22 protein-coding genes are annotated in these 23,410 nt (G+C 64.3%); 14 read left to right on the top strand and 8 right to left on the bottom strand.

All coding sequences use genetic code 11. The features are described 5' to 3' along the window. Window positions 1-82 precede the first annotated feature (82 nt). Window positions 83-1,150, top strand: coding sequence for an aromatic ring-hydroxylating dioxygenase subunit alpha (locus N5D53_RS10525; RefSeq protein ID WP_266023826.1), 1,068 nt, complete (start codon window positions 83-85; stop codon window positions 1,148-1,150). Window positions 1,151-1,162: 12 nt separating this feature from the next. Beyond that, on the top strand, window positions 1,163-2,113 hold the full coding sequence (locus N5D53_RS10520; RefSeq protein WP_020192346.1) for a PDR/VanB family oxidoreductase: 951 nt from the start codon (window positions 1,163-1,165) through the stop codon (window positions 2,111-2,113). A gap of 6 nt (window positions 2,114-2,119) precedes the next feature. Here N5D53_RS10520 and N5D53_RS10515 read toward each other — a convergent pair whose 3' ends face one another. From N5D53_RS10515 to N5D53_RS10505, 3 genes are all read right to left on the bottom strand, one after another. Next, on the bottom strand, window positions 2,120-2,833 hold the full coding sequence (locus N5D53_RS10515) for a GntR family transcriptional regulator (RefSeq protein ID WP_003256147.1): 714 nt from the start codon (window positions 2,831-2,833) through the stop codon (window positions 2,120-2,122). Between the two features lie 417 nt (window positions 2,834-3,250). Then, window positions 3,251-4,504: an OprD family porin gene (locus N5D53_RS10510; RefSeq protein WP_104961419.1), complete on the bottom strand. Its 1,254-nt coding sequence runs from the start codon at window positions 4,502-4,504 to the stop codon at window positions 3,251-3,253. A gap of 102 nt (window positions 4,505-4,606) precedes the next feature. Beyond that, a complete protein-coding gene (locus N5D53_RS10505; RefSeq protein ID WP_104961418.1) occupies window positions 4,607-5,947 on the bottom strand; it encodes an MFS transporter in 1,341 nt (446 codons plus the stop codon). A gap of 560 nt (window positions 5,948-6,507) precedes the next feature. Here N5D53_RS10505 and mrdA point away from each other — a divergent pair. Next, complete coding sequence (gene mrdA, locus N5D53_RS10500; protein WP_064493046.1) at window positions 6,508-8,403, top strand: penicillin-binding protein 2; 1,896 nt, start codon at window positions 6,508-6,510, stop codon at window positions 8,401-8,403. A gap of 42 nt (window positions 8,404-8,445) precedes the next feature. Here mrdA and N5D53_RS10495 read toward each other — a convergent pair whose 3' ends face one another. Next, window positions 8,446-9,072 carry a glutathione S-transferase gene (locus N5D53_RS10495; RefSeq protein ID WP_104961417.1) on the bottom strand — a complete coding sequence of 209 codons (627 nt, stop codon included), beginning with the start codon at window positions 9,070-9,072 and terminating at the stop codon, window positions 8,446-8,448. A 281-nt stretch (window positions 9,073-9,353) separates the two neighbouring features. On the opposite strand from N5D53_RS10495, the gene N5D53_RS10490 reads away from it, so the two are divergent. Beyond that, window positions 9,354-9,671: a DUF2388 domain-containing protein gene (locus N5D53_RS10490; RefSeq protein ID WP_003256154.1), complete on the top strand. Its 318-nt coding sequence runs from the start codon at window positions 9,354-9,356 to the stop codon at window positions 9,669-9,671. Between the two features lie 60 nt (window positions 9,672-9,731). Here N5D53_RS10490 and glcC read toward each other — a convergent pair whose 3' ends face one another. Next, window positions 9,732-10,496, bottom strand: coding sequence for a transcriptional regulator GlcC (gene glcC, locus N5D53_RS10485; protein WP_020192876.1), 765 nt, complete (start codon window positions 10,494-10,496; stop codon window positions 9,732-9,734). A gap of 194 nt (window positions 10,497-10,690) precedes the next feature. Here glcC and glcD point away from each other — a divergent pair, with 194 nt between their 5' ends. The 6 genes from glcD to N5D53_RS10455 all read left to right on the top strand — a co-directional run bounded on the left by glcD (window position 10,691) and on the right by N5D53_RS10455 (window position 16,881). Then, a complete protein-coding gene (gene glcD / locus N5D53_RS10480; RefSeq protein ID WP_279840263.1) occupies window positions 10,691-12,190 on the top strand; it encodes a glycolate oxidase subunit GlcD in 1,500 nt (499 codons plus the stop codon). Beyond that, the gene (gene glcE, locus N5D53_RS10475) at window positions 12,190-13,242 is read left to right on the top strand and encodes a glycolate oxidase subunit GlcE (protein WP_279840262.1); all 1,053 of its coding nucleotides are present in this window, start codon (window positions 12,190-12,192) and stop codon (window positions 13,240-13,242) included. Before glcD ends, glcE begins: the two co-directional genes overlap by 1 nt. 9 nt (window positions 13,243-13,251) lie before the next feature. Continuing rightward, a complete protein-coding gene (gene glcF, locus N5D53_RS10470) occupies window positions 13,252-14,487 on the top strand; it encodes a glycolate oxidase subunit GlcF (protein WP_279840261.1) in 1,236 nt (411 codons plus the stop codon). Then, entirely contained in the window at window positions 14,480-14,878 is a 399-nt protein-coding gene (locus N5D53_RS10465; RefSeq protein ID WP_003256164.1) for a heme-binding protein, read from the top strand. Before glcF ends, N5D53_RS10465 begins: the two co-directional genes overlap by 8 nt. Before the next feature lie 139 nt (window positions 14,879-15,017). Continuing rightward, on the top strand, window positions 15,018-15,356 hold the full coding sequence (locus tag N5D53_RS10460) for a hypothetical protein (protein WP_012051955.1): 339 nt from the start codon (window positions 15,018-15,020) through the stop codon (window positions 15,354-15,356). Between the two features lie 91 nt (window positions 15,357-15,447). Further along, entirely contained in the window at window positions 15,448-16,881 is a 1,434-nt protein-coding gene (locus N5D53_RS10455; RefSeq protein WP_104961412.1) for a PLP-dependent aminotransferase family protein, read from the top strand. Here the strand turns inward: N5D53_RS10455 and N5D53_RS10450 are convergent. Next, a complete protein-coding gene (locus tag N5D53_RS10450) occupies window positions 16,874-18,070 on the bottom strand; it encodes a CynX/NimT family MFS transporter (RefSeq protein ID WP_104961411.1) in 1,197 nt (398 codons plus the stop codon). The two genes, N5D53_RS10455 and N5D53_RS10450, sit on opposite strands and share 8 nt — an antisense overlap. A 200-nt stretch (window positions 18,071-18,270) precedes the next feature. On the opposite strand from N5D53_RS10450, the gene N5D53_RS10445 reads away from it, so the two are divergent. Continuing rightward, window positions 18,271-18,708 carry a carboxymuconolactone decarboxylase family protein gene (locus N5D53_RS10445; RefSeq protein ID WP_064493037.1) on the top strand — a complete coding sequence of 146 codons (438 nt, stop codon included), beginning with the start codon at window positions 18,271-18,273 and terminating at the stop codon, window positions 18,706-18,708. A 376-nt stretch (window positions 18,709-19,084) separates the two neighbouring features. Here the strand turns inward: N5D53_RS10445 and N5D53_RS10440 are convergent, their stop codons facing one another. Continuing rightward, on the bottom strand, window positions 19,085-20,173 hold the full coding sequence (locus N5D53_RS10440) for an AraC family transcriptional regulator (protein WP_279840260.1): 1,089 nt from the start codon (window positions 20,171-20,173) through the stop codon (window positions 19,085-19,087). A gap of 168 nt (window positions 20,174-20,341) precedes the next feature. Here N5D53_RS10440 and N5D53_RS10435 point away from each other — a divergent pair, with 168 nt between their 5' ends. The 3 genes from N5D53_RS10435 to N5D53_RS10425 are packed head-to-tail and all read left to right on the top strand — an operon-like array spanning window position 20,342 to window position 22,982. Beyond that, window positions 20,342-21,526 (top strand): acetyl-CoA C-acyltransferase family protein, encoded by a 1,185-nt coding sequence (locus N5D53_RS10435; protein WP_003256172.1) that lies wholly within the window; start codon window positions 20,342-20,344, stop codon window positions 21,524-21,526. 13 nt (window positions 21,527-21,539) lie between these two features. Beyond that, window positions 21,540-22,388 carry a 3-hydroxybutyryl-CoA dehydrogenase gene (locus tag N5D53_RS10430; protein ID WP_104886205.1) on the top strand — a complete coding sequence of 283 codons (849 nt, stop codon included), beginning with the start codon at window positions 21,540-21,542 and terminating at the stop codon, window positions 22,386-22,388. Window positions 22,389-22,400: 12 nt separating this feature from the next. Next, complete coding sequence (locus tag N5D53_RS10425) at window positions 22,401-22,982, top strand: TetR/AcrR family transcriptional regulator (protein WP_010954588.1); 582 nt, start codon at window positions 22,401-22,403, stop codon at window positions 22,980-22,982. Between the two features lie 48 nt (window positions 22,983-23,030). Here N5D53_RS10425 and N5D53_RS10420 read toward each other — a convergent pair whose 3' ends face one another. After that, window positions 23,031-23,408 carry a response regulator gene (locus tag N5D53_RS10420; RefSeq protein WP_003256176.1) on the bottom strand — a complete coding sequence of 126 codons (378 nt, stop codon included), beginning with the start codon at window positions 23,406-23,408 and terminating at the stop codon, window positions 23,031-23,033. Between the last annotated feature and the right edge of the window lie 2 nt (window positions 23,409-23,410).

The raw sequence follows: 23,410 nt of genomic DNA, 5'->3' as shown, positions 1-23,410 counted from the left end.
CCAAGCAAAATGCATTGACCTACCACGCCGACCGCAGCCTTAATGGATCCATTAAATAAAAACAAAACCCGGAGAGCCTCCCATGCACCCCAAAAACACCTGGTACGTCGCCTGCACCCCCGATGAGATCGCCACCAAACCCCTGGGCCGGCAGATCTGCGGGGAAAAAATCGTGTTCTACCGCGCCCGAGAGAACCAAGTAGCCGCCGTCGAGGACTTCTGCCCGCACCGCGGCGCACCGTTGTCGTTGGGCTATGTCGAGGACGGCAACCTGGTGTGCGGCTACCACGGCCTGGTGATGGGTTGCGACGGCAAGACCGTGTCGATGCCGGGCCAACGGGTGCGTGGCTTCCCCTGCAACAAGACCTTTGCGGCCGTCGAGCGCTATGGCTTCATCTGGGTCTGGCCCGGTGACCAGGCGCAGGCCGACTCGGCGCTGATTCCGCATCTGGAATGGGCGGTGAATGATGAGTGGGCCTACGGCGGCGGGCTGTTCCACATCGGTTGCGACTACCGCCTGATGATCGACAACCTCATGGACCTCACCCATGAAACCTATGTGCACGCGTCCAGCATCGGCCAGAAGGAGATCGACGAAGCACCGCCGGTCACCACCGTCACCGGCGACGAAGTGGTCACCGCCCGGCACATGGAAAACATCATGGCACCGCCCTTCTGGCGCATGGCCTTGCGTGGCAACGGCCTGGCCGATGATGTACCGGTGGACCGCTGGCAGATCTGCCGTTTCACCCCACCCAGCCATGTACTGATCGAAGTGGGCGTGGCGCATGCCGGCAAGGGTGGCTACCACGCCGATGCACAGCACAAGGCGTCGAGCATCGTGGTCGACTTCATCACCCCGGAAAGCGATACCTCTATCTGGTACTTCTGGGGCATGGCGCGCAACTTCGCTGCGCACGACCAGACCCTGACCGACAACATCCGGGAGGGCCAGGGCAAGATTTTCAGCGAAGACCTGGAAATGCTCGAACGCCAGCAGCAGAACCTGCTGGCCCACCCCGAGCGCAACTTGCTGAAGCTGAACATCGATGCCGGCGGCGTGCAGTCACGCAAGGTGCTGGAGCGGATCATCGCCAAAGAGCGTGCGCCGCAGCCGCAACTGATCGCCACCAGCGCCACCCCTGCCTGAGGAACAGCCGACATGATCGATGCCGTAGTGGTATCCCGTAACGATGAAGCCCAGGGTATCTGCAGCTTCGAGCTGGCAGCGGCAGATGGCAGCTTGCTGCCGGCGTTCAGCGCCGGCGCGCATATCGACGTGCACCTGCCCGACGGGCTGGTGCGCCAGTACTCGCTGTGCAACCACCCCGAAGAACGCCATCGCTATCTGATTGGCGTACTCAACGACCCGGCTTCGCGGGGCGGCTCTCGTAGCCTGCACGAACAGGTGCAGGCCGGTGCCCGGCTACGTATCAGTGCGCCGCGCAACCTGTTCCCGCTGGCCGAGGGTGCGCAGCGCAGTTTGCTGTTTGCTGGCGGCATCGGCATTACCCCAATCCTGTGCATGGCCGAGCAGCTGTCCCACAGCGGCCAGGCCTTCGAGCTGCACTACTGTGCCCGCTCCAGCGAACGTGCGGCGTTTGTCGAGCGGATTCGCAGCGCGCCGTTCGCTGATCGGCTGTTCGTGCATTTTGACGAGCAGCCGGAAACGGCGCTGGACATCGCCCAGGTGCTGGGCAACCCGCAAGATGATGTGCACCTGTATGTATGCGGGCCTGGCGGGTTCATGCAGCATGTGCTGGACAGCGCGAAGGGCTTGGGCTGGCAGGAGGCCAACCTGCACCGCGAGTACTTCGCCGCAGCACCGGTGGATGCCAGCAACGATGGCAGTTTCTCGGTGCAGGTGGGCAGCACGGGACAGGTGTTCGAGGTGCCAGCCGACCGGACCGTGGTGCAGGTGCTGGAAGAGAACGGTATCGAGATCGCCATGTCGTGCGAGCAGGGTATTTGCGGCACCTGCCTGACACGCGTGCTGCAGGGCACACCGGACCATCGCGATCTGTTTCTCACCGAAGAGGAACAGGCCCTGAACGATCAGTTCACGCCTTGCTGCTCGCGCTCGAAGACGCCGCTGCTGGTGCTGGATATCTGATCCGGCTTACGACGAGGGCAGGATGACTTTCATGCCCGCGTCCGCCGCTGCCCCACCAAAGGTTTCGGCATAGCGCAAGGTGGCATTGGCGTGCTCGCGCATGATCGCTTCGGCGCGGGCACCCTGGCGGTTGACCAGGGCGTCGAACACGGCGTGGTGCTGCATGTGGGCGAAGTTGAAGCGCCGGTATTCGCGAGCCAGATCATGGCGGTCCACCGCCAGTGCGGTGACCGAGGCGAATGGCAGGTGGTCGTTGCGCGCCAGGGCAACGGCAATGGCCGGGTTGTGGCTGGCGTCGATGATCACCTGATGAAAGCGCATGTTCAGGTCGTGATAGACCTGCAAGTCGTCTTCGCTCACAAAGCCCTTGTCGAACAGCTGATCGCCGTCCACCAGGCATTGTTGCAGCGCAGCGCGTGCTTGCACCGACAAGCCACGTTCTGCAGCCTGACGCGCCGCCAACCCCTCCAGCACACCGCGCACCTCGACCGCACCCGCGATGTCATCGGCGCTGACCGAACGCACCTGAAACCCCCGGCCACCAAAGCGCACCAGCAGGCCTTCCTGTTCGAGGGTGCGAAATGCCATGCGCACCGGCATGCGTGAAACGCCGAACAGTTCAGCGGTTGGGACTTCCATCAAGCGCTCGCCGGCCGCCAGCTCGCCCGAAGCGATCATCTTGCGCAACGCAACCAGCACCATCTGACCGGGTTTGCTCATCCAGGCGACTTCCAAAGACGTGAACGGGCATCTTAGCGCAAGCCGAGGGGTTGCTGCAGGCCTGTTGTAGGAGCGGGTTTACCCGCGAAGCAGGCAACGCGGGGCATGGCACCGGCTTTGCCGGTGTTCGCGGGTGAACCCGCTCCTACGGGGGGAGGCGCGCGCCAAGAAACCAACCTGTCTCAAGACATGCGCCGTAAATGTAGGAGCGGGTTTACCCGCGAAGCAGGCGACGCGGAACATGGCACCGGCTTTGCCGGTGTTCGCGGGTGAACCCGCTCCTACGGGGGGAGGCGCGCGCCAAGAAACCAACCTGTCTCAAGACACGCGCCGTAAATGTAGGAGCGGGTTTACCCGCGAAGCAGGCAACGCGGAACATGGCACCGGCTGCGCCGGTGTTCGCGGGTGAACCCGCCCCTACAAGGTCAGCGGATAGCTGACGATCAGGCGCGTCTGGTCGAGATCACTGTTGAAGCTGCGCCGGTTGGTCGCGTTGTTCAGCCGGATGTTGAGGTTCTTCAAAGCCCCGCTCTGGAAGGTGTAGTTCACCTCGGCATCGCGCTCCCACTCCTTGCCATTGCTGCCCGCCGCCGTGGTGGCGTTCTCGCCATGCCCGTACCGCACCATGGCCAGCAGCCCTGGCACACCGAGCGCGGCGAAGTTGTAGTCATAACGCACTTGCCACGAACGCTCGTCAGCATTACTGAAGTTACCGTTGAACATGTCGTTGCCCAGGGTTCGCCCACTGCTGCCGTACACCGACATCCACTGACTGTCGCCACTGACCTTCTGCAACCCCAGGTACAGCGTGTGGCCACTGTGCGAAGCTGACAGCAAGGCGTAACCGGTGCGGCTCTGGATGTCGCCGATGCGCGCCTGTCCGTCATCCCGGTCGATGAAGTAGCCAAGGTTGGCCCCCAACGTCCACTCCCCTACCCGCTGACTGTGCAGCAGGTTGAAGTAGCTTTGCTGGTAGATGTCCTCCAACTGCGAGTGCCAGGCGCCGATCAGTGTTCGCTGCTGGTTGAAGCGGTACTCGGCGCCGGCGTAGTTGAAGCCGTCCGAGGTGACCCCGGGCGCGGCCCAGGCAGATAGGTCCTGCATGTCCGAAGAGTGGCGCAGGCTCACCTCGCGGTACTGGCCGGCCTGCAGGCTCAGGCCTTCGATTTCCCGCGAGTCGAGCATGGCACCACGGAAGGTCTGCGGCAGCAGACGGCCATCGTCGTAACGCAACAGCGGAATATCCGGCAACAACTCCCCCACCTTCAGCTCGGTCGCGGACATACGCAGCTTCGCCGCCAGCCCGGCCCGACCGTAGTCGTCGGCCGCTCGCCCGTCATCGTGCACCGGCAACAGTTCTGAGCCGCTGGTACCGCCGCCGCTGTCCAGCTTCACGCCGAACAGGGCGATACCGTCCAGGCCAAAACCGATCAGCCCCGGGGTGTAGCCAGAGCTGAACTTGAAGATGAAACCCTGGGCCCATTCTTCAACCTTGCCCTTGGCGGCCCCCGGGTCGCGGAAATCGCGGTTGAAGTAGTAGTTGCGCAATGTCAGCCCACCCTTGGCATCTTCAAAGAAGCCCCCCTCTTGCGCCCAGGCCGGCAAACCAAGGCCAAACGCCAGCGAAACAGCCAGGACCGAACGGGCCACCGTGCAAGTTGTGTCCATCATTATTATTGTTCTCCACGTTCAATAGGCGCAGCAGACCGCCCCAGGCCAGCATGACCCGGAGCAGTAAGTTGCATTCAGATACCCGGCCAGGCCGGGTTGCACTCAGTGGCTCAGTGCATCAGCAGGCAAGGCAGACGCAGGCTTGGCCGTTGGGCGCAGCAGCAGCAGGCAACCGGCGGCAAGCACGAACACGCTGGCGAACACGCCATACAGATGCAGGGGTTGCCAGCCACCATCGAGCAGCACGCCAGCCACGGTCGGCGACAGGATCGCGCCCATGCGGCCGATGCCGATCCCCCAACCCACACCGGTGGCGCGTACCGATGCGTCATAGACCACCGGCGACAAGGCATACAGCCCAGCCACGCAGCCGTTGGAAAACAGCCCGATCAGCAGGCCCAACGCCAGCGCCGCAGTGACCGAGGCACCATTGGCCACGAACAGCACCAGCAGCGCGGCGGTGATGAGCATGAACAACGCCAGCACGCGAGTCAGTGGCCAGCGCGAAGCCAGGCCGCCGATCAGCGCCGCGCCAACGATGCCGCCCACGCTCAACAGCACGCCGCCGGTGATGCCTTGCTGGGCCGACAAGCCGGCGGCCACCAACAGTTTCGGCGTCCAGCTCATGACGAAGTAGAAGCCGAACATGACCAGGAAGAACAGCAACCAGATCACCAGCGTGGTGCGGCGCATGGCCGGCGCCAGCAGCTGCCTGAACCCGGTTTTGGCACCCTCTGCCCTTGCGGCAACAGCCGGCAGTTGCGCCAATACCGGCTGGCCGAGGCGCACGGCCAGACGGTTGACCCGGGCCAGAGCATTGGCCGGCCGGCGTGCCAGCAGAAAGTCCAGCGACTCTGGCAACCACAGCAGTACCAGCGGGATCACCAGTACGGTGACGATGCCGCCAAACAGAAATACCGAGCGCCAGCCCCAATGCCCCAGCAGCCATACCGCCAGCAAACCGCCCAGGGTCGCACCCAGCGCATAGCCAGTGGACTGCAGGCTCACCGCCAAGCCGCGCCAGCGTTTGCTGGCATATTCACTGGCAATCACATTGCTGCTGGCCAGGATGCCACCAATGCCCAGCCCAGTCAGACCACGCAGCAGCGCCAGTTGCAGCGGGCTCTGGCTAAGTGCCGAGAGCAGCATGCCGATACCGGACAGCGCCAGGCACAGCAGGATCAGCGGGCGTCGGCCAAAGCGGTCAGCCCACGGCGCGATAAACAGTGACCCGGCCGCCATGCCGAACAAGCCGGCACTGAGCAGAAGCCCTACCTGCGCCCCGTTCAGGTTCCACTCGGCAGACACCGAGGCAGCGGTGAAGGCCATGACCAGCACGTCGAAGCCATCGATCATGTTGAGGATGATGCAAATACCAATGGCCAGGCACTGAAAGCGACCCATCGGGTCGTTGTCCAGACGTTGCTTGAGATCGGTATTCATGGGGTCACCTGCCGGCCAGGCTTGGCCACAGGCGAGAAGAACGATGCGCACACGCAGGCGCAACGGGAGGAACCCTGACGGTTCAGTGCCGCTGGATAGCCATTCATGACTGGACCCTTTTTGTAATTGTTATCGCATACGGCAGGAGGGCTCCGGCCGTTGTCAGGCGCTAATCAACCAGATAATGGATCCACAGACAACGTGACGAAAGCACTGCCTAACAATCAGGCGCAACCAATTTCAGTTCATTGCTAGGAAAAATCATATTTTTTATAAATAAATTCAATAGTTTAGAAATTTACAACCAACGAAACTTGATGTTCGGTTACCGAACAGAATCGATCTGTGGATCCACAAATCATCAAAAACCACCCCTGACTCGCCATCATGACTCCGCAATGAACAAATCTTCATATTCCCCCTCAGCGCCCTGATCATGGGGCACACAGCCGATGCCAGCCAGCGGGCAGCCGGGGCTCGTCTTGAGGGGGCAGTACGGGTTGCGTAGCATCCGCGGCCCGATCGCGCGCGTACTGCTACCCCTCAGGATCGATTCACTGATGCCGCAACCTATCCCGCTAAAGGACCACGAAAAGGAAAAGCACCTGGTCAACCGTCGGCTTCTGGCCTGCGCTGCCATGGTGTTCAGCCTGTGTGCCGTCCTGGTGGGCCGGCTCTATGTACTGCAAGTGCTGCAGCACGACCAACAAACGGCCGTGTCGGAAAACAACCGCGTGCACGTGCTGCCCATCGCCCCCGAACGCGGGCTGATCTACGACCGCAACGGCGTGGTACTGGCCGACAACAAGCCCAGCTTCGACCTGACCATGACCCGGGAGCGGGCCGGCGGCGACTCGGCCAAGGTGCTCGACACCCTGACGCAGGTGCTGGGCCTGACCGAAGACGACCGTAAGCAGTTCGACAAGGACCTGCGCCGTGGCCGCAAACCGTTCGAGCCCGTGACCCTTATGGTGGGCCTGAGCGAGGAGCAGATCGCCCTGGTAGCGGTGAACCAGTTCCGCCTGCCGGGCCTGGAGGTGGAGCCGCAGTTCATCCGCGAGTACCCACTGGCCGGGCATTTCGCGCATTCAGTGGGCTATGTGGGGCGCATCAACGAGAAAGAAGCCAAGACGCTCGACAGCACTGAGTACCGCGGCACCCAATCGATTGGCAAGACCGGCATCGAGCGCTTCTACGAAAGCCAACTGCATGGCCACGTGGGCTACGAAGAGGTCGAGACCAACGCTCAGGGGCGGGTGATGCGCGTGCTCAACCACAAGGACCCGACCCCTGGGCAGGATATAGTCCTCACCCTGGACGCCCATTTGCAGATAGCCGCAGAAAAAGCGCTGGGTGACCGCCGTGGCTCGGTGGTGGTATTGGACCCGGCCAATGGTGACGTACTGGCGATGGTCAGCAACCCCAGCTTCGACCCCAACCTGTTCGTCAAGGGCATCAGCTTCAAGCAGTATGCCGCGCTGCGCGACTCCATCGACCGCCCACTGTTCAACCGCGTCCTGCGCGGCCTGTATGCGCCCGGCTCGACCGTGAAGCCTGAAGTGGCCATCGCTGGCCTCGACAGCGGGGTGATCACCCCTGCCAGCCGGGTGTTCGACCCGGGCTACTACGAACTGCCCAACTATGACCACAAGTACCGCAACTGGAACCGCAGCGGCGACGGCTGGGTGGACATGTACACCGCCATCATGCGTTCCAACGACACCTACTTCTACGACCTGGCGCACAAGTTGGGCATCGACCGGCTGCACGACTACATGGCCGAGTTCGGCCTGGGCCAGAAGGTGTCGCTGGACATGTTCGAGGAAGCCTCCGGGCTGATGCCCTCGGCCGAGTGGAAGCGCGCCACGCGACGCCAGGCCTGGTTCCCGGGCGAGACGCTGATCCTTGGCATTGGCCAGGGTTACATGCAGGTCACCCCCCTGCAGCTGGCCCAGGCCACCAGCCTGCTGGCAAGCAAGGGCGTGTGGCACCGCCCGCACCTGGCCATGACCGTGGGCGGCGATACGCCGATCGACCCAAACCCCATGCCCGACATCGTGCTGCACGACAAGCATGCCTGGGACCAGGTCAGCCAGGGCATGCAGATGGTCATGCACGACCCGCGCGGCATTGCCCGCGCCGCGGCCGCCGGTGCCCAGTACCGAATTGCCGGCAAAAGCGGTACCGCGCAGGTGGTGGCGATCAAGCAGGGTGAGCGTTACAACCGCAACAAGACCCTTGAGCGCCATCGCGACAACGCCCTGTTTGTCGGCTTTGCTCCGGCTGAGCACCCCAGTGTGGTGGTGGCAGTAATGATCGAGAACGGTGAGGCTGGAGGCCGGGTCGCAGGGCCGGTGGTGCGGGAGGTGATGGATGCTTATCTGCTGGACGAGCAAGGGCACCTGAAGCCGGAGTATGCGGGCGGCGCACCCACTCGGGGTGTGCCACACACATGATTTCGCCGGGCCGCCGTGGTGGCGGTTTTAGCCGCGAATGGGTCAGGATGCCGTGCGCGGCATCAGCTCATACGGGTGTTTCCACCCCGGCAGCGCCTGGATACGGGCTTTCCACGCCTCGATGTGCGTGAACGCTGCCAACGGGATACCGGTGTCTTCCGGCATGAACACATACCCCGCCAACGACAGGTCGGCGATGGTCAACCGGCCACCGACCATGAATGGCGTCTTCGCCAGGTGCGCGTCGACAATACGGTAAGCCGCCGTGGCACGCTCGCGCAGGAACCGCGTCACATCGGTTTCGCCGGTGTTCTTCAGGCAGAACAGAAAGCGCAGCGCAGCGTAATAGCTGGTGAACTTATGATTGTCGAACAGCATCCAGCGCCAAATTTCACGCTTTTCATCTTCATCGCGAGGCCCGAACTGGCCGGTCTGTTGGGCAAGGTATTCGAGGATCAGCGCAGACTGGGTGATGCGCTTGCCAGCGTGTTCCATCACCGGCACCTCGCCCTGCTCGTTCACCTCATCGCGCCAGGTTTGCTCACGCGTCTGGCCATGGAAGAAGTCGACGAACACCGGCTGCCAGTTCTGGCCGGTGAGTTCAAGCATGAGCGCAGCCTTGTAGGCGTTACCGGATTCGGCGAAGCAGTGCAGCTTGTAGTCGGACATGGGCGAACCTTCAGTTTCCTTTGAATGATCGGCAGGGCCCTCTGCGGATTTGCCCGCGAAGCACCATCCCCCCAAGCAAATCACGCGCGTCCCGACGCGGTCAATCCAAGACGCGCTCCGTCGCCACCTTGCAAAACGCGAGTTCAGCCACCTCGTCAGCGACAGGTGCACCTTGTCCCCGACTCCCTCCAGCCAGGATAAGGGAACTACCCCAACGCCTCCGCCGTCTTAGACACTGAGTGGTTTATTTCCCTGTGCTTCACGTTACTGGAGAACACGACATGCGCCACCTACTCCTCGCCCCTGCGCTGCTGCTCCTGATGCCTGCCGGTGCTGCCCTGGCCCGCGTCGATGCGGGCGACGTCGCCACCTCGGCCGGTATTTCCGCTTCGCTGTATTCAACCTTCAAGGATGACAAACGGATCATCCCGGCCCGTGACGAACTTTCAGCGTTCGTCGCCAGCGGCGGTGCCATCCGCGGCGCCTATGTGGAGTCGGCGCTTGAACAGGCCCGCAAGGACCATCCAGGGCTGCAGGCCAATGATGAAGAGCTGGCCCGGGCCATCCTGTCGCAAGATGACCCTGTGGCTGACCATTGAGTAGACCTTTACCGGCCCTCTCGCGGCGCCCAGACGCGAGAGGGCCGCTACAGGGCCGTTTCAACCCCAGCCATCCATACGCATGGTCGCCCTGACCAGGCGCTGCTCTTCCTGCTCGATCTCCCGCAAACTGTCGCGTATGCCATTGATATGCTCGCGCGCGGCCCGCTGCGCCTGCTCGGGCAGTTGCTCCATGACCGCGCGATACAAGCGCGCATGCTGCCGATCAATCTGGCGTTTCTGCGTTGGCCGGCAATACAGGTTGTTGACCGAAGCGAACACCGTGCTCAAGGTCAGGTCACTGAGCGATTGCAGGGTATGCACCAGCACCGGGTTATGCGAGGCCTCACTGATCGCCCGGTGAAAGGCATGGTCACGGCGGGCATGCTCACGGGCATCGAGCGCCTGCGCAGCCTCGTGCGCAGCCAGCATTTCTTCGTAGCGCCGGCGGATCAGCAGGCGGTCGACGTCGGTAGCCCGCAACGCCGCCAGCCGCGCCGACTCAGCCTCCAGCAACGCCCGGACCTCCAGCAGGTCGAACAGCGTGCGCGGTTGCGAACTGAACAGGTGCATCAAAGGCGTAGCACCCGCCTGCCCGGTGAGATCGGCGACGAACGAACCCCGCCCCTGTTCGGTGTCGATGATGCCGCGCCCACGCAGAACGCGCAGGCCCTCGCGCAAGGCCGAACGTGAACAGCCAAGCTTTTCCACCAGCCGCCGCTCCGACGGCAGTGCCTGGCCCACCTTGAGCACGCCTTCGACGATAAGCCGCTCGACCCGTTCGGCCACCTGGTCGGCGACCTTGGCCTTGCCTTCAGTACCCACTGCGCACACTCCTGCTGGTAGGACCACTTTGACTTATAGCGCCAATCTAGCCAGACAGAACCGTGAATAGACAGTACTGCCCGAAGAAACTGGTAGGACCAGTCAACATCTCACTCGACCCCGAACGCTAGCACGCGCACGCTGCATCGGTGACCGCTTCGCCAACAACAACAAAAACCGTTGCGAGTGAGCCAATGAATATCCTGTACGACGAACGCGTCGATGGCGCGCTGCCAAACGTGGACCTGGCCGCCCTGTTGCAGGCGCTGCGCGATGCACTGCCGGACCTTGAAATCCTGCACCGCGATGAAGACCTCAAACCGTACGAATGCGACGGCCTGTCGGCCTACCGCACCGTGCCACTGCTGGTGGTACTACCCGAGCGCCTGGAACAGGTGCAGACGCTGTTGAAGCTTTGCCACCAGCGCGGCGTACCGGTGGTTGCGCGTGGCGCCGGTACCGGCCTGTCCGGTGGTGCCCTGCCGCTGGCCAAGGGCATCCTGCTGGTGATGGCGCGCTTCAACCGTATCCTCGAGGTCAACCCGCAGGGGCGCTACGCCCGCGTGCAGCCGGGCGTACGCAACCTGGCCATTTCCCAGGCCGCCGCACCCCATGGCATGTACTACGCACCAGACCCTTCCTCGCAAATTGCCTGCTCAATCGGGGGCAACGTCGCCGAAAACGCCGGTGGCGTGCACTGCCTCAAGTACGGCCTGACCGTACACAATGTGCTCAAGGTGGACATCCTTACGGTCGAGGGCGAACGCCTGAGCCTGGGCAGCGATGCGTTGGACAGCCCCGGCTTCGACCTGCTGGCATTGTTCACCGGCTCCGAAGGCATGCTCGGTATCGTCACCGAAGTCACCGTCAAGCTGCTGCCCAAGCCCCAGGTGGCGCGGGTGATACTGGCCAGTTTCGACAGCGTCGAGGACGCCGGCCGGGCAGTCGCCGACATCATCGCTGCCGGCATCATTCCCGGCGGCCTGGAGATGATGGACAACCTGGCGATCCGCGCCGCTGAAGACTTCATCCATGCCGGCTACCCAGTGGACGCGGCGGCGATCCTGCTGTGCGAACTGGATGGCGTGGAAGCCGATGTTCACGACGACTGCGAGCGCGTCGCCGCCGTGCTGACGCAAGCCGGGGCCCGCGAGGTGCGCCTGGCCTGCGACGAAGCCGAGCGCGTTCGCTTCTGGGCCGGGCGCAAGAACGCCTTCCCGGCCGTGGGGCGCATCTCCCCGGACTACTACTGCATGGACGGCACCATCCCGCGCCGCGAGTTACCACGGGTGCTCAAGGGCATCAGCGACCTGTCCGCGGAGTACGGCCTGCGGGTGGCCAACGTGTTCCATGCCGGCGACGGCAACATGCACCCGTTGATCCTGTTCGATGCCAACCTGCCCGGCGAGCTGGAGCGTGCCGAAGCGATCGGCGGCAAGATTCTGGAGCTGTGTGTGAAAGTGGGCGGCAGCATCACCGGTGAACACGGCGTGGGGCGCGAGAAGATCAACCAGATGTGCGCGCAGTTCAACAGCGACGAAATTACCCTGTTCCACGCGGTGAAGGCCGCCTTCGACCCCCAAGGCCTGCTCAACCCCGGCAAGAACATTCCCACCCTGCACCGCTGCGCCGAATTCGGCGCCCTGCACGTGCACCAGGGGCAACTGCCCTTCCCCGAGCTGGAGCGCTTCTGATGAGCATGGACCGCGACATGAGCCAGACGCTGTTGGAGCAGGTCAACCAGGCGCTGAACGAAGGTACGCCGCTGCGCATCCAGGGCAGCAACAGCAAAGCGATGCTCGGCAACCCGGTGGCGGGCGAAGTACTCGACACCCGCAACCACCGCGGCATCGTCAGCTACGACCCCACCGAGCTGGTACTCACGGCCCGCGGCGGTACCCCCCTGCGCGAGATCGAGGCAGCCCTGCACGAGGCCGGCCAGATGCTGCCCTGCGAACCTCCCCACCTGGGCCCCGAGGCCACCTTGGGCGGCATGGTTGCGGCCGGGTTGTCTGGCCCGCGACGGCCGTGGGCCGGGTCGGTGCGCGACTTTGTACTGGGTACACGGGTGATCACCGGCCACGGCAAGCTGCTGCGCTTTGGTGGCGAGGTGATGAAGAACGTCGCCGGCTACGATGTGTCACGCCTGATGGCGGGCAGCTTCGGATGCCTGGGGCTGCTGACCGAGGTTTCGCTGAAAGTGCTGCCACGGCCTCGCCTATGCCTGAGCCTGCGCCTGGCGATGGGCCGCAATGAGGCGCTGGCCGAGCTGGTCGAATGGTGCCAGCAACCGCTGCCGATCAGCGCCGCCTGCCATGAAGGCGAAACGCTGTACCTGCGCCTGGAAGGCGGCGAAGGGTCGGTGCAGTCGGCACGCCAGCGGCTGGGGGGCGACACGCTCGATAACCGCTTCTGGAGCGACCTGCGCGAACAGCGCCTGGCGTTCTTTGCCGACGCCGCCCCCCTGTGGCGCCTGTCCGTACCCACCGTCACCGGCGAGCTGGACCTGCCCGGCCAGCAACTGATCGACTGGGGTGGTGCCCAGCGCTGGCTCAAGACCTGCGCACCGGCGCAGGCCATTCGCGATCAGGTGGCCAGGGTGGGCGGCCACGCCACCTGCTACGCCCCCGGTGCAGCCAGCAGCCCGCCGCTGCCGGTTGCACTGATGCGCTACCACCGCGCCCTCAAGCAGCAGCTCGATCCCCAGGGGGTGTTCAACCCTGGTCGCCTGTACCCGGACCTGTGAGGCCAGCCCATGCAAACCAACCTTAGCGAAACATCGCGCCGCCTGGCCCGCGCCGACGAAGCCGAGCGCATCCTGCGCACCTGTGTACATTGCGGTTTCTGCACCGCCACCTGCCCCACTTACCAGTTGCTGGGCGACGAACTGGACGGCCCGCGCGGGCGCATCTACCTGATCAAGCAGATGCTCGAAGGCGAGCCGGTCACCGCCAGCACCCAATTGCACCTGGACCGCTGCCTGACCTGCCGCAACTGCGAAACCACCTGCCCATCCGGGGTGAAGTACCACGATCTGCTGGACATTGGCCGCGCAGTGGTCGAGCAGCAGGTGCCACGCCCGCTCGGCCAGCGCCTGTTGCGCCTGGGCCTGCGTGCGGTGGTGCCGCGCCCGGCACTGTTCAAGGCCCTGACCCGCAGCGGCCAGGCGCTGCGCCCGCTGCTACCAGCCTCACTCAAACGCAAGTTGCCGGCGCAGGTAACCACACCCGGCCAGCGTCCGGCAGTGCGCCATGCGCGCCGGGTACTGATGCTGGAAGGTTGCGTGCAGCCGGCCCTGTCACCCAATACCAATGCCGCTGCTGCGCGGCTGCTCGACCGCCTGGGCATCAGTGTGCAACCGGTCCGGCAGGCCGGATGCTGTGGCGCGGTGGACTATCACCTGAATGCCCAGGAGCAAGGCCTGCAGCGGGCGCGGCGCAATATCGACGCCTGGTGGCCCGCCATCGAAGCGGGTGCCGAGGCTATCGTGCAGACCGCCAGCGGCTGCGGTGCGTTTGTCCGCGACTATGGCCACCTGCTGGAAAAAGACCCCCATTACGCTGCCAAGGCCGCCCGGGTCAGCGCCCTGTCCCGCGATCTGGTGGAAATCCTGCGCGATGAGCCGATCGAACAATTGGCCTTGTGCGCCGAACAGCGCCTGGCCTTCCACTGCCCATGCACCCTGCAGCACGCCCTGAAACTGGGCGGCGCGGTGGAAGCGTTGCTGACGCGGCTTGGCTTTACCCTTACCTCGGTGCCCGATGGCCACCTGTGCTGCGGCTCGGCGGGGACCTATTCGCTGACCCAGCCAGAACTGTCACTGCAACTTCGCGACAATCGTCTGAATGCGCTGGAAAGCGGTAAACCGCACCTCATTGCCACAGCCAACATAGGCTGCCAGGCCCACCTCGACGGAGCTGGACGCACGCCCGTGCGCCACTGGGTCGAAATCGTCGAAGCAGCCTTGAACCCGGAGCCCGCCCATGCTTAGCAAGTTCGTTATCGGCCAGACCGAAATCGCCCGCGTACTGACCGCCGCCCGCCAGGAAGCCCAGGCCCGACAATGGAGCGTGACCATCGTCGTGGTCGACGACGGCGGCCACCCACTGGCCCTGGAACGCCTGGACGGTTGCGCACCGGCCAGTGCCTACATCGCGATGGAAAAGGCCCGCACCGCCGCACTGGGGCGCAAAGAGACGCGGGATTATGAAGACATGGTCAATGGTGGCCGTACTGCATTCGTGACCGCCCCCCTGCTGACCAGCCTTGAAGGTGGCGTGCCGCTGCGGGTGGAAGGCCAGGTGGTGGGCGCCATTGGTGTATCCGGCGTCAAATCCGAACAGGATGCCCAGGTGGCCAAGGCGGGGGCTGCTGCCTTGTAGACCCTGAGGTTCGACCACCGCCCAGCATCTTAAGACGTTTCCTACGCCGCCCTCAGAAGCGCCCTACTTGCTGCCTCTGCCCACAGAAAACATGATCGGCACTGGAGGACGCAAGGTCGCGATCCAGAGGAGGCTCCGAATGCACCCGTACGCCCGCCCCATCGCCGAACTGCGCAGCAGCCTGCGCGAAATGCTGGCCCATGACATGACCAACCCCGACAACGACCCGCACTTGTCGGGGGTCATGTTCTTCTGCGCCACCGATGAACATTCCCGGCAATTGATCGAACGCATCGAGTTGCTGGCCAGCGAGGTGTTCTTCGACGCGAACGGGCGGGCCATTTCAGAGCATATGAAAGCTTCGACGGTTGAAGGCGTGCGCATCAAGCGCAACCGCAACGCGCCGGAAGACGAAACCGTGATACGCATTGCCCTGGCAGAAAAAGGCTATATCACCGTCAGCACCGCTCGGCTCTGAGCGGTTGGCTCGGCTTCTTCGTCGCCTGTGACAAGCACCTGAGTCGCAGCCAATCCGCTATCCTGAGCAATCCTCCGCTCCGGACCCGCCCATGGAACTGCACATTCGCCTGGAGGGCCGCAAAGGCCTGGCCGATCAGCTTTACCAGCAATTGCGCGATGGTATCGACAGCGGCCACCTGGCCGCCGGCTCCCAACTGCCGCCTACCCGTCTGCTGGCTGAACAACTGGGCGTATCGCGCAAGACCGTGGCCGAGGCCTATTCGCGGCTGACCTACGATAACCTGCTAAGCGGCGTGGTCGGCCGTGGCACATTCGTCACCCCGCGCCATCCGCTGCGCAGTAGCGAATCAGCCACCCTCCCCCTGGCCGGCGCCGCCTCCCTCGAGCGCTGGCAGCAGCGCGCCACCGTGCTCAGCCAACGCCAGTTGCAGGCGCCATCGCGCTATGACTTCGTCGGGGGTGCTTCGAGCAAGGCACAGTTCCCGTTCGACCAGTGGCGCAGTTGCCTGAACTACGCCCTGCGCCGTAGCCAGCGCCACCCCGAGCGCCAATTCCCGGCCCAGGGCTTGCCGGAACTGCGCGAAGCCATTGCCCACCACATCGCCTACTCGCGCGGGGTGCACTGCAGCGCAGCCGACCTGCTGGTGTGCAACGGCGCCCAGCAGGCGCTGGACCTGATTGCCCGGGTACTGGTCGAGCCGGGCTGCCAGGTGGCCATGGAAGATCCTGGCTACCCACCGGCACGGCAATTGTTCCTGGCCCTGGGTGCACGCCTGCAATCGGTGCCGGTGGATGATGAGGGCCTGTGCGTGGAACAGATCGCCGACGGCACCCGGCTGATCTACGTAACACCCTCGCACCAGTTCCCGCTGGGCATGCCGATGAGCGAGCCACGCCGGCATGCCCTGCTTGCGCGGGCCGCCGAGCTGGGTGCACTGATCATCGAAGACGACTACGACTGTGAGTTCCGCTACCACGGGCCAGCCTCGGACGCGCTGCAGCGTCTGGACCGGCATGGGCTGGTCGCCTACGTCGGGACCTTCTCCAAGACCTTGCTGCCCGAGCTGCGCCTGGGCTATGCCGTATTACCGCCTGCCGTACTGCAGGCCGCTTGCGTGGCCAAGCACCTCAGCGACTGGCACAGCCCTACCCTGCTGCAGTGGGCGCTGGCGCGCTTCCTTGGCGAAGGCCACCTGAACAAGCACATCCGCCGCTGCCACGAGGTCTACAGCGCACGCCGCGAGCGCATCCTGGCGCGCCTGGGCGGCGATCTGTCACCGTGGTTCAGCGCCATCCCCGCCAGCGCAGGCTTCCACCTCAGTGCCTTGGCCAAACCCGGGGTGGATGTGGAGTTGTTGGCCAACCTCGCGCGCAAGGTAGAGGTCGGCCTGTATTCACTGGCACCCTTCTTCAGCGAGGCGCCGGTACGCCCGGGGCTATTGTTGGGCTTCGGCGCCATCGAACTGCTGGATATCGACCCGGCGCTGGACCGGGTACGCGATACCTTGCAACGCCTCAGTTGACCGGTGCGGCCTTGCCGGTTGCGGCCGGCCGGGCGATAGCCGCCGCATAGCCGCGCGGGTTGAAGCACGCGGTCACCAGCAGCATTGCCATCACGGTCACGGTCAACAGCGTCCACGAAGCCTGGAAGTCGCCACTGACATCCCGCAGCCAACCCGTGATATACGGCACGATGCCGGTGATGATGAAGCCGATACCCTGTACGAACGCCGCCAGGCTGCCGGCTTCGGCAGGCGTTTTCAGGTGTTCCAGGGTCAACGTCAGGCACTGGCTGAAGCAGGCACCCAAGCCAAAGCCGATCATGGCGACCCAAAGCCCGGAAGCCGCCGCAGGTGCCAGCAAAAGCCCCAGGAAGCCCGCCAGCTGGATCGCCAGCGCCAGCCACAAACCCGGGCGCCTGTCTGCCCAACGTCGCAGCAGCAGCGGCAGGCCGAGCGCACCGAGCACCTGGAAGACGGTCATCAGGCCCACCAGGTCGGCACCGCCCTGAGCGCTGCCGCCATGCTCGATGTGGTAAGCCGGCAACCAGGCCACCATGCTGGTGTAGCCGCCGTTGATCAGGCCGAAGTACAGGGCCAGCAACCACGCCCGGCGGCTGCCGAACCAGTGCCCGCCCGTGACCGTTCCCAGCTTCGGCGCCTCCTGCCTTGGCCGCAGCACGGCCCAGGCCAGCACCGCCAGCACGGCCGGGACCGCCCATACGCCCAGGCCCGCCTGCCAGTAGCCGAAATGGCCGCTGATGTGTGGCCCGAGTACTGCAGCCAGGCCGCCGCCGCTCATCAGCGCTGCCGAGTACAGCCCCATCGCCCCGGCCAGACGCCCGGGGAACCAGCGGTTGACCAGCCCCGGCATCATGCCCTGCACCACCGCCACGCCCAGGCCGGCGACCAGCGCACTGGCGATTAGCGCCCAGGCACTGTCCAGCTGCAGGCGCCACAGGCAGGCCAGGGCAATCGCGGCCAGGCCCCCCAGCATGCCGCCATGCTCGCTGACCCAGCGTCGCAGCCACGGTTGCAACAGGGGCACCAGGCCCATGCACAGCACCGGTAGCGCCGTCAGCAAGGCCGCCTGCTGGTAACCCAGGCCGGTGCTGGCGCGCATGGGTTCGAGTAACGGGCCGATACTGGTCAGGATCGGCCGCAGGTTCAACGCCAGCAGGATCACCAGCAACAGGTTCAGTACAGCGCTCATTGTGAGTCGGTTCTCTTGTAACAGGAACTGGCCATTATCCCGGCTCGGCTGGCCTGGCAGAAATGAAGAGATTGGATGCAGGTCAGTGGCCACCTGAATGGACGATTGGCCTCCCGCTTATGCGCAAAATTGGCTATCGGGGTGGCCAATGAGCGGCGCTACAGTAGCGCCATGTCCACCCCACACTTCTGGAGACTGCCATGCACAACCGTATCGAATGGGCCAAACACGCGCCGCAAGCCTACAAAGCCATGGTCGGCCTGGAGCAGGCGCTGGCCAACAGCGGCCTTGAACACTCGCTGCTGGAGCTGATACGCCTGCGCGCTTCGCAGATCAACGGCTGCGCCTACTGCGTCAACCTTCACGCCAACGATGCGCGCAAGGCGGGTGAGACCGAAGCACGCCTGCAGACCTTGTGCGTGTGGCAGGACACCAGCTATTTCACGCCGCGTGAACGTGCTGCCCTGGCCTGGGTCGAGAGCCTGACCCGCTTGCCTGAACGGGGTGCGCCGCAAGAGCAATATGAAGCCCTGCAGGAACACTTCGAGCCGGGCGAGGTGGCCAACCTGACCTTGGCAATTGCCACCATCAATGCCTGGAACCGGTTCGGCGTCGGCTTTGCCATGGTGCCGGCCTGATCCTTTCGGGTGGCCTGTGCTGGCCTATTCGCGGGCAAGCCCGCTCCCACAAATTCTGTGCCCTGTAGGAGCGGGTTTACCCGCGAACACCGGCAGAGCCGGTGCCATCCACCGCATTGTTTTCTTCGCGGGCATGCCCGCTCCTACAGTTCTGTGCGTGCCCTGTAGGAGCGGGTTTACCCGCGAACACCGGCAGAGCCGGTGCCATCCACCGCATTGGTTTCTTCGCGGGCATGCCCGCTCCCACAATTCTGTGCGCGCCCTGTAGGAGCGGGTTTACCCGCGAACACCGGCAGAGCCGGAGTCATCCACCGCATTGGTTTCTTCGCGGGCAAGCCCGCTCCTACAATTCTGTGCGTGCCCTGTAGGAGCGGGTTTACCCGCGAACACCGGCAGAGCCGGTGCCATCCACCGCGGTGGTTTCTTCGCGGGCAAGCCCGCTTCCACAGGTAGAACGCAGGCCGGCCAGCCGCGCCCGGTAGCTCCCTGGGCTCTGCCCGGTCCACTTCTTGAACGCCCGGTGGAACGCACTCGGTTCCTGAAACCCCGCCTGCTCGGCAATTTCGGCAATGCTCAACGCGCCTTCGCGCAGCCGCTCGAAGGCCATGGCCCGGCGCACTTCATCCTTGATCTGCTGGTACGAACGCCCCTCCCGCTCCAACTGCCGGCGAAAGGTACTGGCACTGATCCCTTGTTGCTGCGCCAGTGCGGCCAATGTCGGCCACTGTCCATAGCGCAATGCCCGCAGGTGCCGATACACCTCAGCCACCAGCCCGTTCTGATTGCGAAAGCGGATCACCAGCCCCTGAGGTGCACTGCGCAGAAAGGTCTTCAGGGCTGCCCGGTCCTGCACAACAGGCAGGCGCAGGTAAGCGCTGTCGAACTCCACCTCGGTGCGTCCGCTGCCCAGGCGCAGGTCCGGGCCCCACAGCAGCAAGTCGTCCTCCTGGGCCGGGCGCGACACCGCGAGCTCCGTGCGGTCGATGGCAATCCGCCGCCCGGCCAGCCAGCACAGCATGCCGATCATCAGCACCAGGTAGGTTTCCTCGGCATAGACCCGGGTCAAGGGGTCGGCAATGTTCGACTGCACGCTGATCACCGCCCGCCCGCCACGTACCGTCAGGCTGCCACGCAGGTCACGCAGGAACAGGCCGAAGCCCCCGATGCACTGGCGCAAGGCCTTTTCCAGGTTCGGCTCGAGGATCAACCCCCGGCAGATCAGGGCAAAACTGCCCAGCGGCATGCCATGGCTGTCGAGGCCAAAGAACTCATCGTCCAGGCGCTGGATCAACGCCAGCCACAGCTGGGCGAACGCCTTGGCCGGCACCCGCGCCAGAGGCTGATCGAGCAGCTGCGGGGCGATGCCCACCGCACGCAGCTGGGCATCACGCTCGGCGGGTGTGTCGCGCAGGGCGTGGAGCATGGCGTTGAGGAAGTACACGGCGACTGAATCGCTTTCGCGCATGGCGGTTTTCGCTGTCTATGCTGAGTGGCAAAAAGTGCCAGGTTGTTTGAACAGATTCGGCATAGGCTGCAACAGAGCCTTTGCCTAGACTCGATCCCACTTCGGGGCCGCCAACCATTCTCGCAGAGCCTGGCCCGGTCCCGCCACGCCTTCACAATCGGAGCCCTTATGAGCAGCGCAGAAATCTACGTCGTCAGTGCCGTCCGTTCAGCCATTGGTGGTTTTGGCGGTTCCCTCAAGGACCTGCCACTGGCCGACCTGGCCAGCGCCGTGACCCGCGCCGCCATCGAGCGTTCGGGCCTGGCAGCCGAGCAAGTCGGCCACCTGGTGATGGGCACGGTAATCCCCACCGAACCGCGTGACGCCTACCTGGCACGGGTAGCGGCAATGAACGCTGGCATCCCCAAGGAAACGCCGGCATTCAACGTCAACCGCCTGTGCGGATCTGGCCTGCAGGCTATTGTCTCTGCGGCCCAGGGCCTGTTGCTGGGCGACACCGATGTGGCCGTCGCGGCCGGCGCCGAGTCCATGAGCCGTGGCCCTTACCTGCTGCCACAAGCGCGCTGGGGTGCACGCATGGGTGACCTGCAAGGCATCGACTATACCGTCGGCGTGCTGCAGGACCCGTTCCAGCATTTCCACATGGGCATCACTGCCGAGAACGTTTCGGCCAAGCACGGCATTACCCGCGAAATGCAGGACGAACTGGCCCTGACCAGCCAGCGCCGCGCCGCTCGTGCGATTGCCGAGGGCCGCTTCGCCAGCCAGATCGTTGCGCTGGAGCTGAAAACCCGCAAGGGCAGCGTGCAGTTCAGTGTCGACGAGCATGTGCGTGCTGATGTGACCGCCGAACAACTGGCCGGCATGAAGCCGGTGTTCAAGAAAGACGGCACCGTCACCGCCGGCAACGCCAGCGGTATCAACGATGGCGCCGCCGGCCTGGTGTTGGCCACCGGTGACGCGGTGCGCCGCCTGGGCCTGAAGCCACTGGCACGCCTGGTGGGCTATGCCCACGCCGGGGTGGAACCTGAGCTGATGGGCCTTGGGCCGATCCCGGCCACCCGCAAAGTGCTGGAAAAAACCGGCCTGAACCTGCAAGACCTGGATGTGATCGAGTCCAACGAAGCCTTCGCTGCCCAGGCCTGCGCCGTTGCCCGCGAGCTGGGCTTCGACCCGGAAAAGGTCAACCCCAACGGTTCGGGCATTTCCCTAGGCCACCCGGTGGGTGCCACCGGCGCGATCATCGCCACCAAGGCCATTCATGAACTGCAGCGCATCCAGGGCCGCTACGCGCTGGCTACGATGTGTATCGGCGGTGGCCAAGGCATCGCCGTCGTGTTCGAGCGCGTCTGAGGGAGGCTGACACATGAGCATTGAACAGATCGCCGTGATCGGCGCGGGCACCATGGGCAACGGCATTGCCCAGGTGTGCGCCATTGCCGGCTACCAGGTGCTGCTGGTGGATGTTTCCGACGCAGCGCTTGAGCGCGGTGTGGCCACCTTGAGCAAGAACCTCGAGCGCCAGGTCAGCAAGGGCACCCTCGACGCTGACAAAGCCGCAGCCGCCAAAGCCCGCATCCGCACCAGCACCGACTACGCCCAGCTCAGCGCTGCACAGCTGGTGATCGAAGCGGCTACCGAGAACCTGCAGCTCAAGCAGCGCATCCTGCAGCAGGTGGCAGCCAACGTCGCCGCCGACTGCCTGATCGCCACCAACACTTCGTCGCTGTCGGTGACCCAACTGGCCGCCAGCATCGAGCACCCCGAGCGCTTCATTGGTGTGCACTTCTTCAACCCGGTACCGATGATGGCGCTGGTGGAGATCATTCGTGGCCTGCAGACCAGCGACCACACCTACGCCCAGGCGCTGGTGGTGACCGAAAAAGTCGGCAAGACCCCGATCACCGCCGGCAACCGCCCGGGCTTCGTGGTCAACCGCATCCTGGTGCCAATGATCAACGAGGCGATCTTCGTGCGCCAGGAAGGCCTGGCCAGTGCCGAGGATATCGACACCGGCATGCGCCTGGGCTGCAACCAGCCGATCGGCCCGCTGGCCTTGGCTGACCTGATCGGTCTGGACACCCTGCTGGCGATCATGGAGGCCTTCCATGAAGGCTTCAACGACAGCAAGTACCGCCCTGCTCCACTGCTCAAGGAAATGGTCGCGGCCGGCTGGCTGGGGCGCAAGAGCGGTCGCGGTTTCTTCACCTACTGAGGACCAAGCGCCATGCCCCCGGTCAATGCCGCAATGCGCTGTGCCAACTTTGAGGAGCGACGTGACCGGGCCATGGCATTGTTTGCCGAAAAGGGCTTTGGCCAGGTCAGCATGCGCGAGCTGGCGGCCCATGTGGGGCTGACCGCCGGCTCGCTGTACCATCACTTTCCCAGCAAGCAGGACCTGCTGTACGACTTGATCGAAGAGTTGTACGAAGAGCTGCAGGCCACCTTGGACCAGGCCCGCCGGGCCATGGCCCGTGGGGCATCGGCGTTGAGCTGCCTGATTGCTGCGCACTGGCAGCTGCATGCCGAGCGGCCGCTGCAGTTCCGGCTGGCCGAACGGGATTTGTGTTGTTTGAGTGAGGCGCAACAGGCGCACCTGGCCTCGTTGCGCAAGCGCTATGAGGCAGGTTTGCTGCGCCTGATCGCACCGCAAGCGAAACTGCCGGGGCAAGCGTTGGACGCCACAGCGCATGTACTGGCAACGCTTCTCAACCAACTGCCGGGGTTGCTCAAAGCAATGCCTGAAGAGCAGGGCTTGGAGCTGATGGAAAACTTGCTGGTCGGGGGCATTGAGCGGACGCTGCGCTAGCCTGCCAGGGCCTCTGCGCGGGCTTGCCCCGCGAAGAGGCCGGATGCCTCAGCGCAACAGCGACTGGATCTGCTCGTGCAAGGTATCCAGGTCAAACGGCTTGGCCAGGATAGGGGCCTTGCGGGTGATCGGGCTGCCAGATTCGAGAATCTCCGCCGGGTAACCGCTGATGAAAATCACCTTCAGGTCGGGCCGCAGCTTCACCGCGGGCTCGGCAATATCCACCCCCGAGATCCCCCCCGGCAAACGGAAGTCCGTCACCATCAGGTCCAGGTGCGGTTTGCTGGCCAGGATGGCAAACGCCTGCTCGCCATCCTCAGCCACCAGGACGTGGTACCCCTCACCCGCCAGGTAATCGCGCAAAATCATGCGAATCGCCGGTTCATCCTCGACGACCAGAACCACATCTTGTGCATCTTCACTCATGT

The sequence above is a fragment of the Pseudomonas sp. GD03862 genome (assembly GCF_029840855.1).
GTDB lineage: Bacteria > Pseudomonadota > Gammaproteobacteria > Pseudomonadales > Pseudomonadaceae > Aquipseudomonas > Aquipseudomonas alloputida.
The sequence above is the reverse complement of the archived record's forward strand: the minus strand, read 5'-3'. Positions and strand labels throughout refer to the sequence as shown.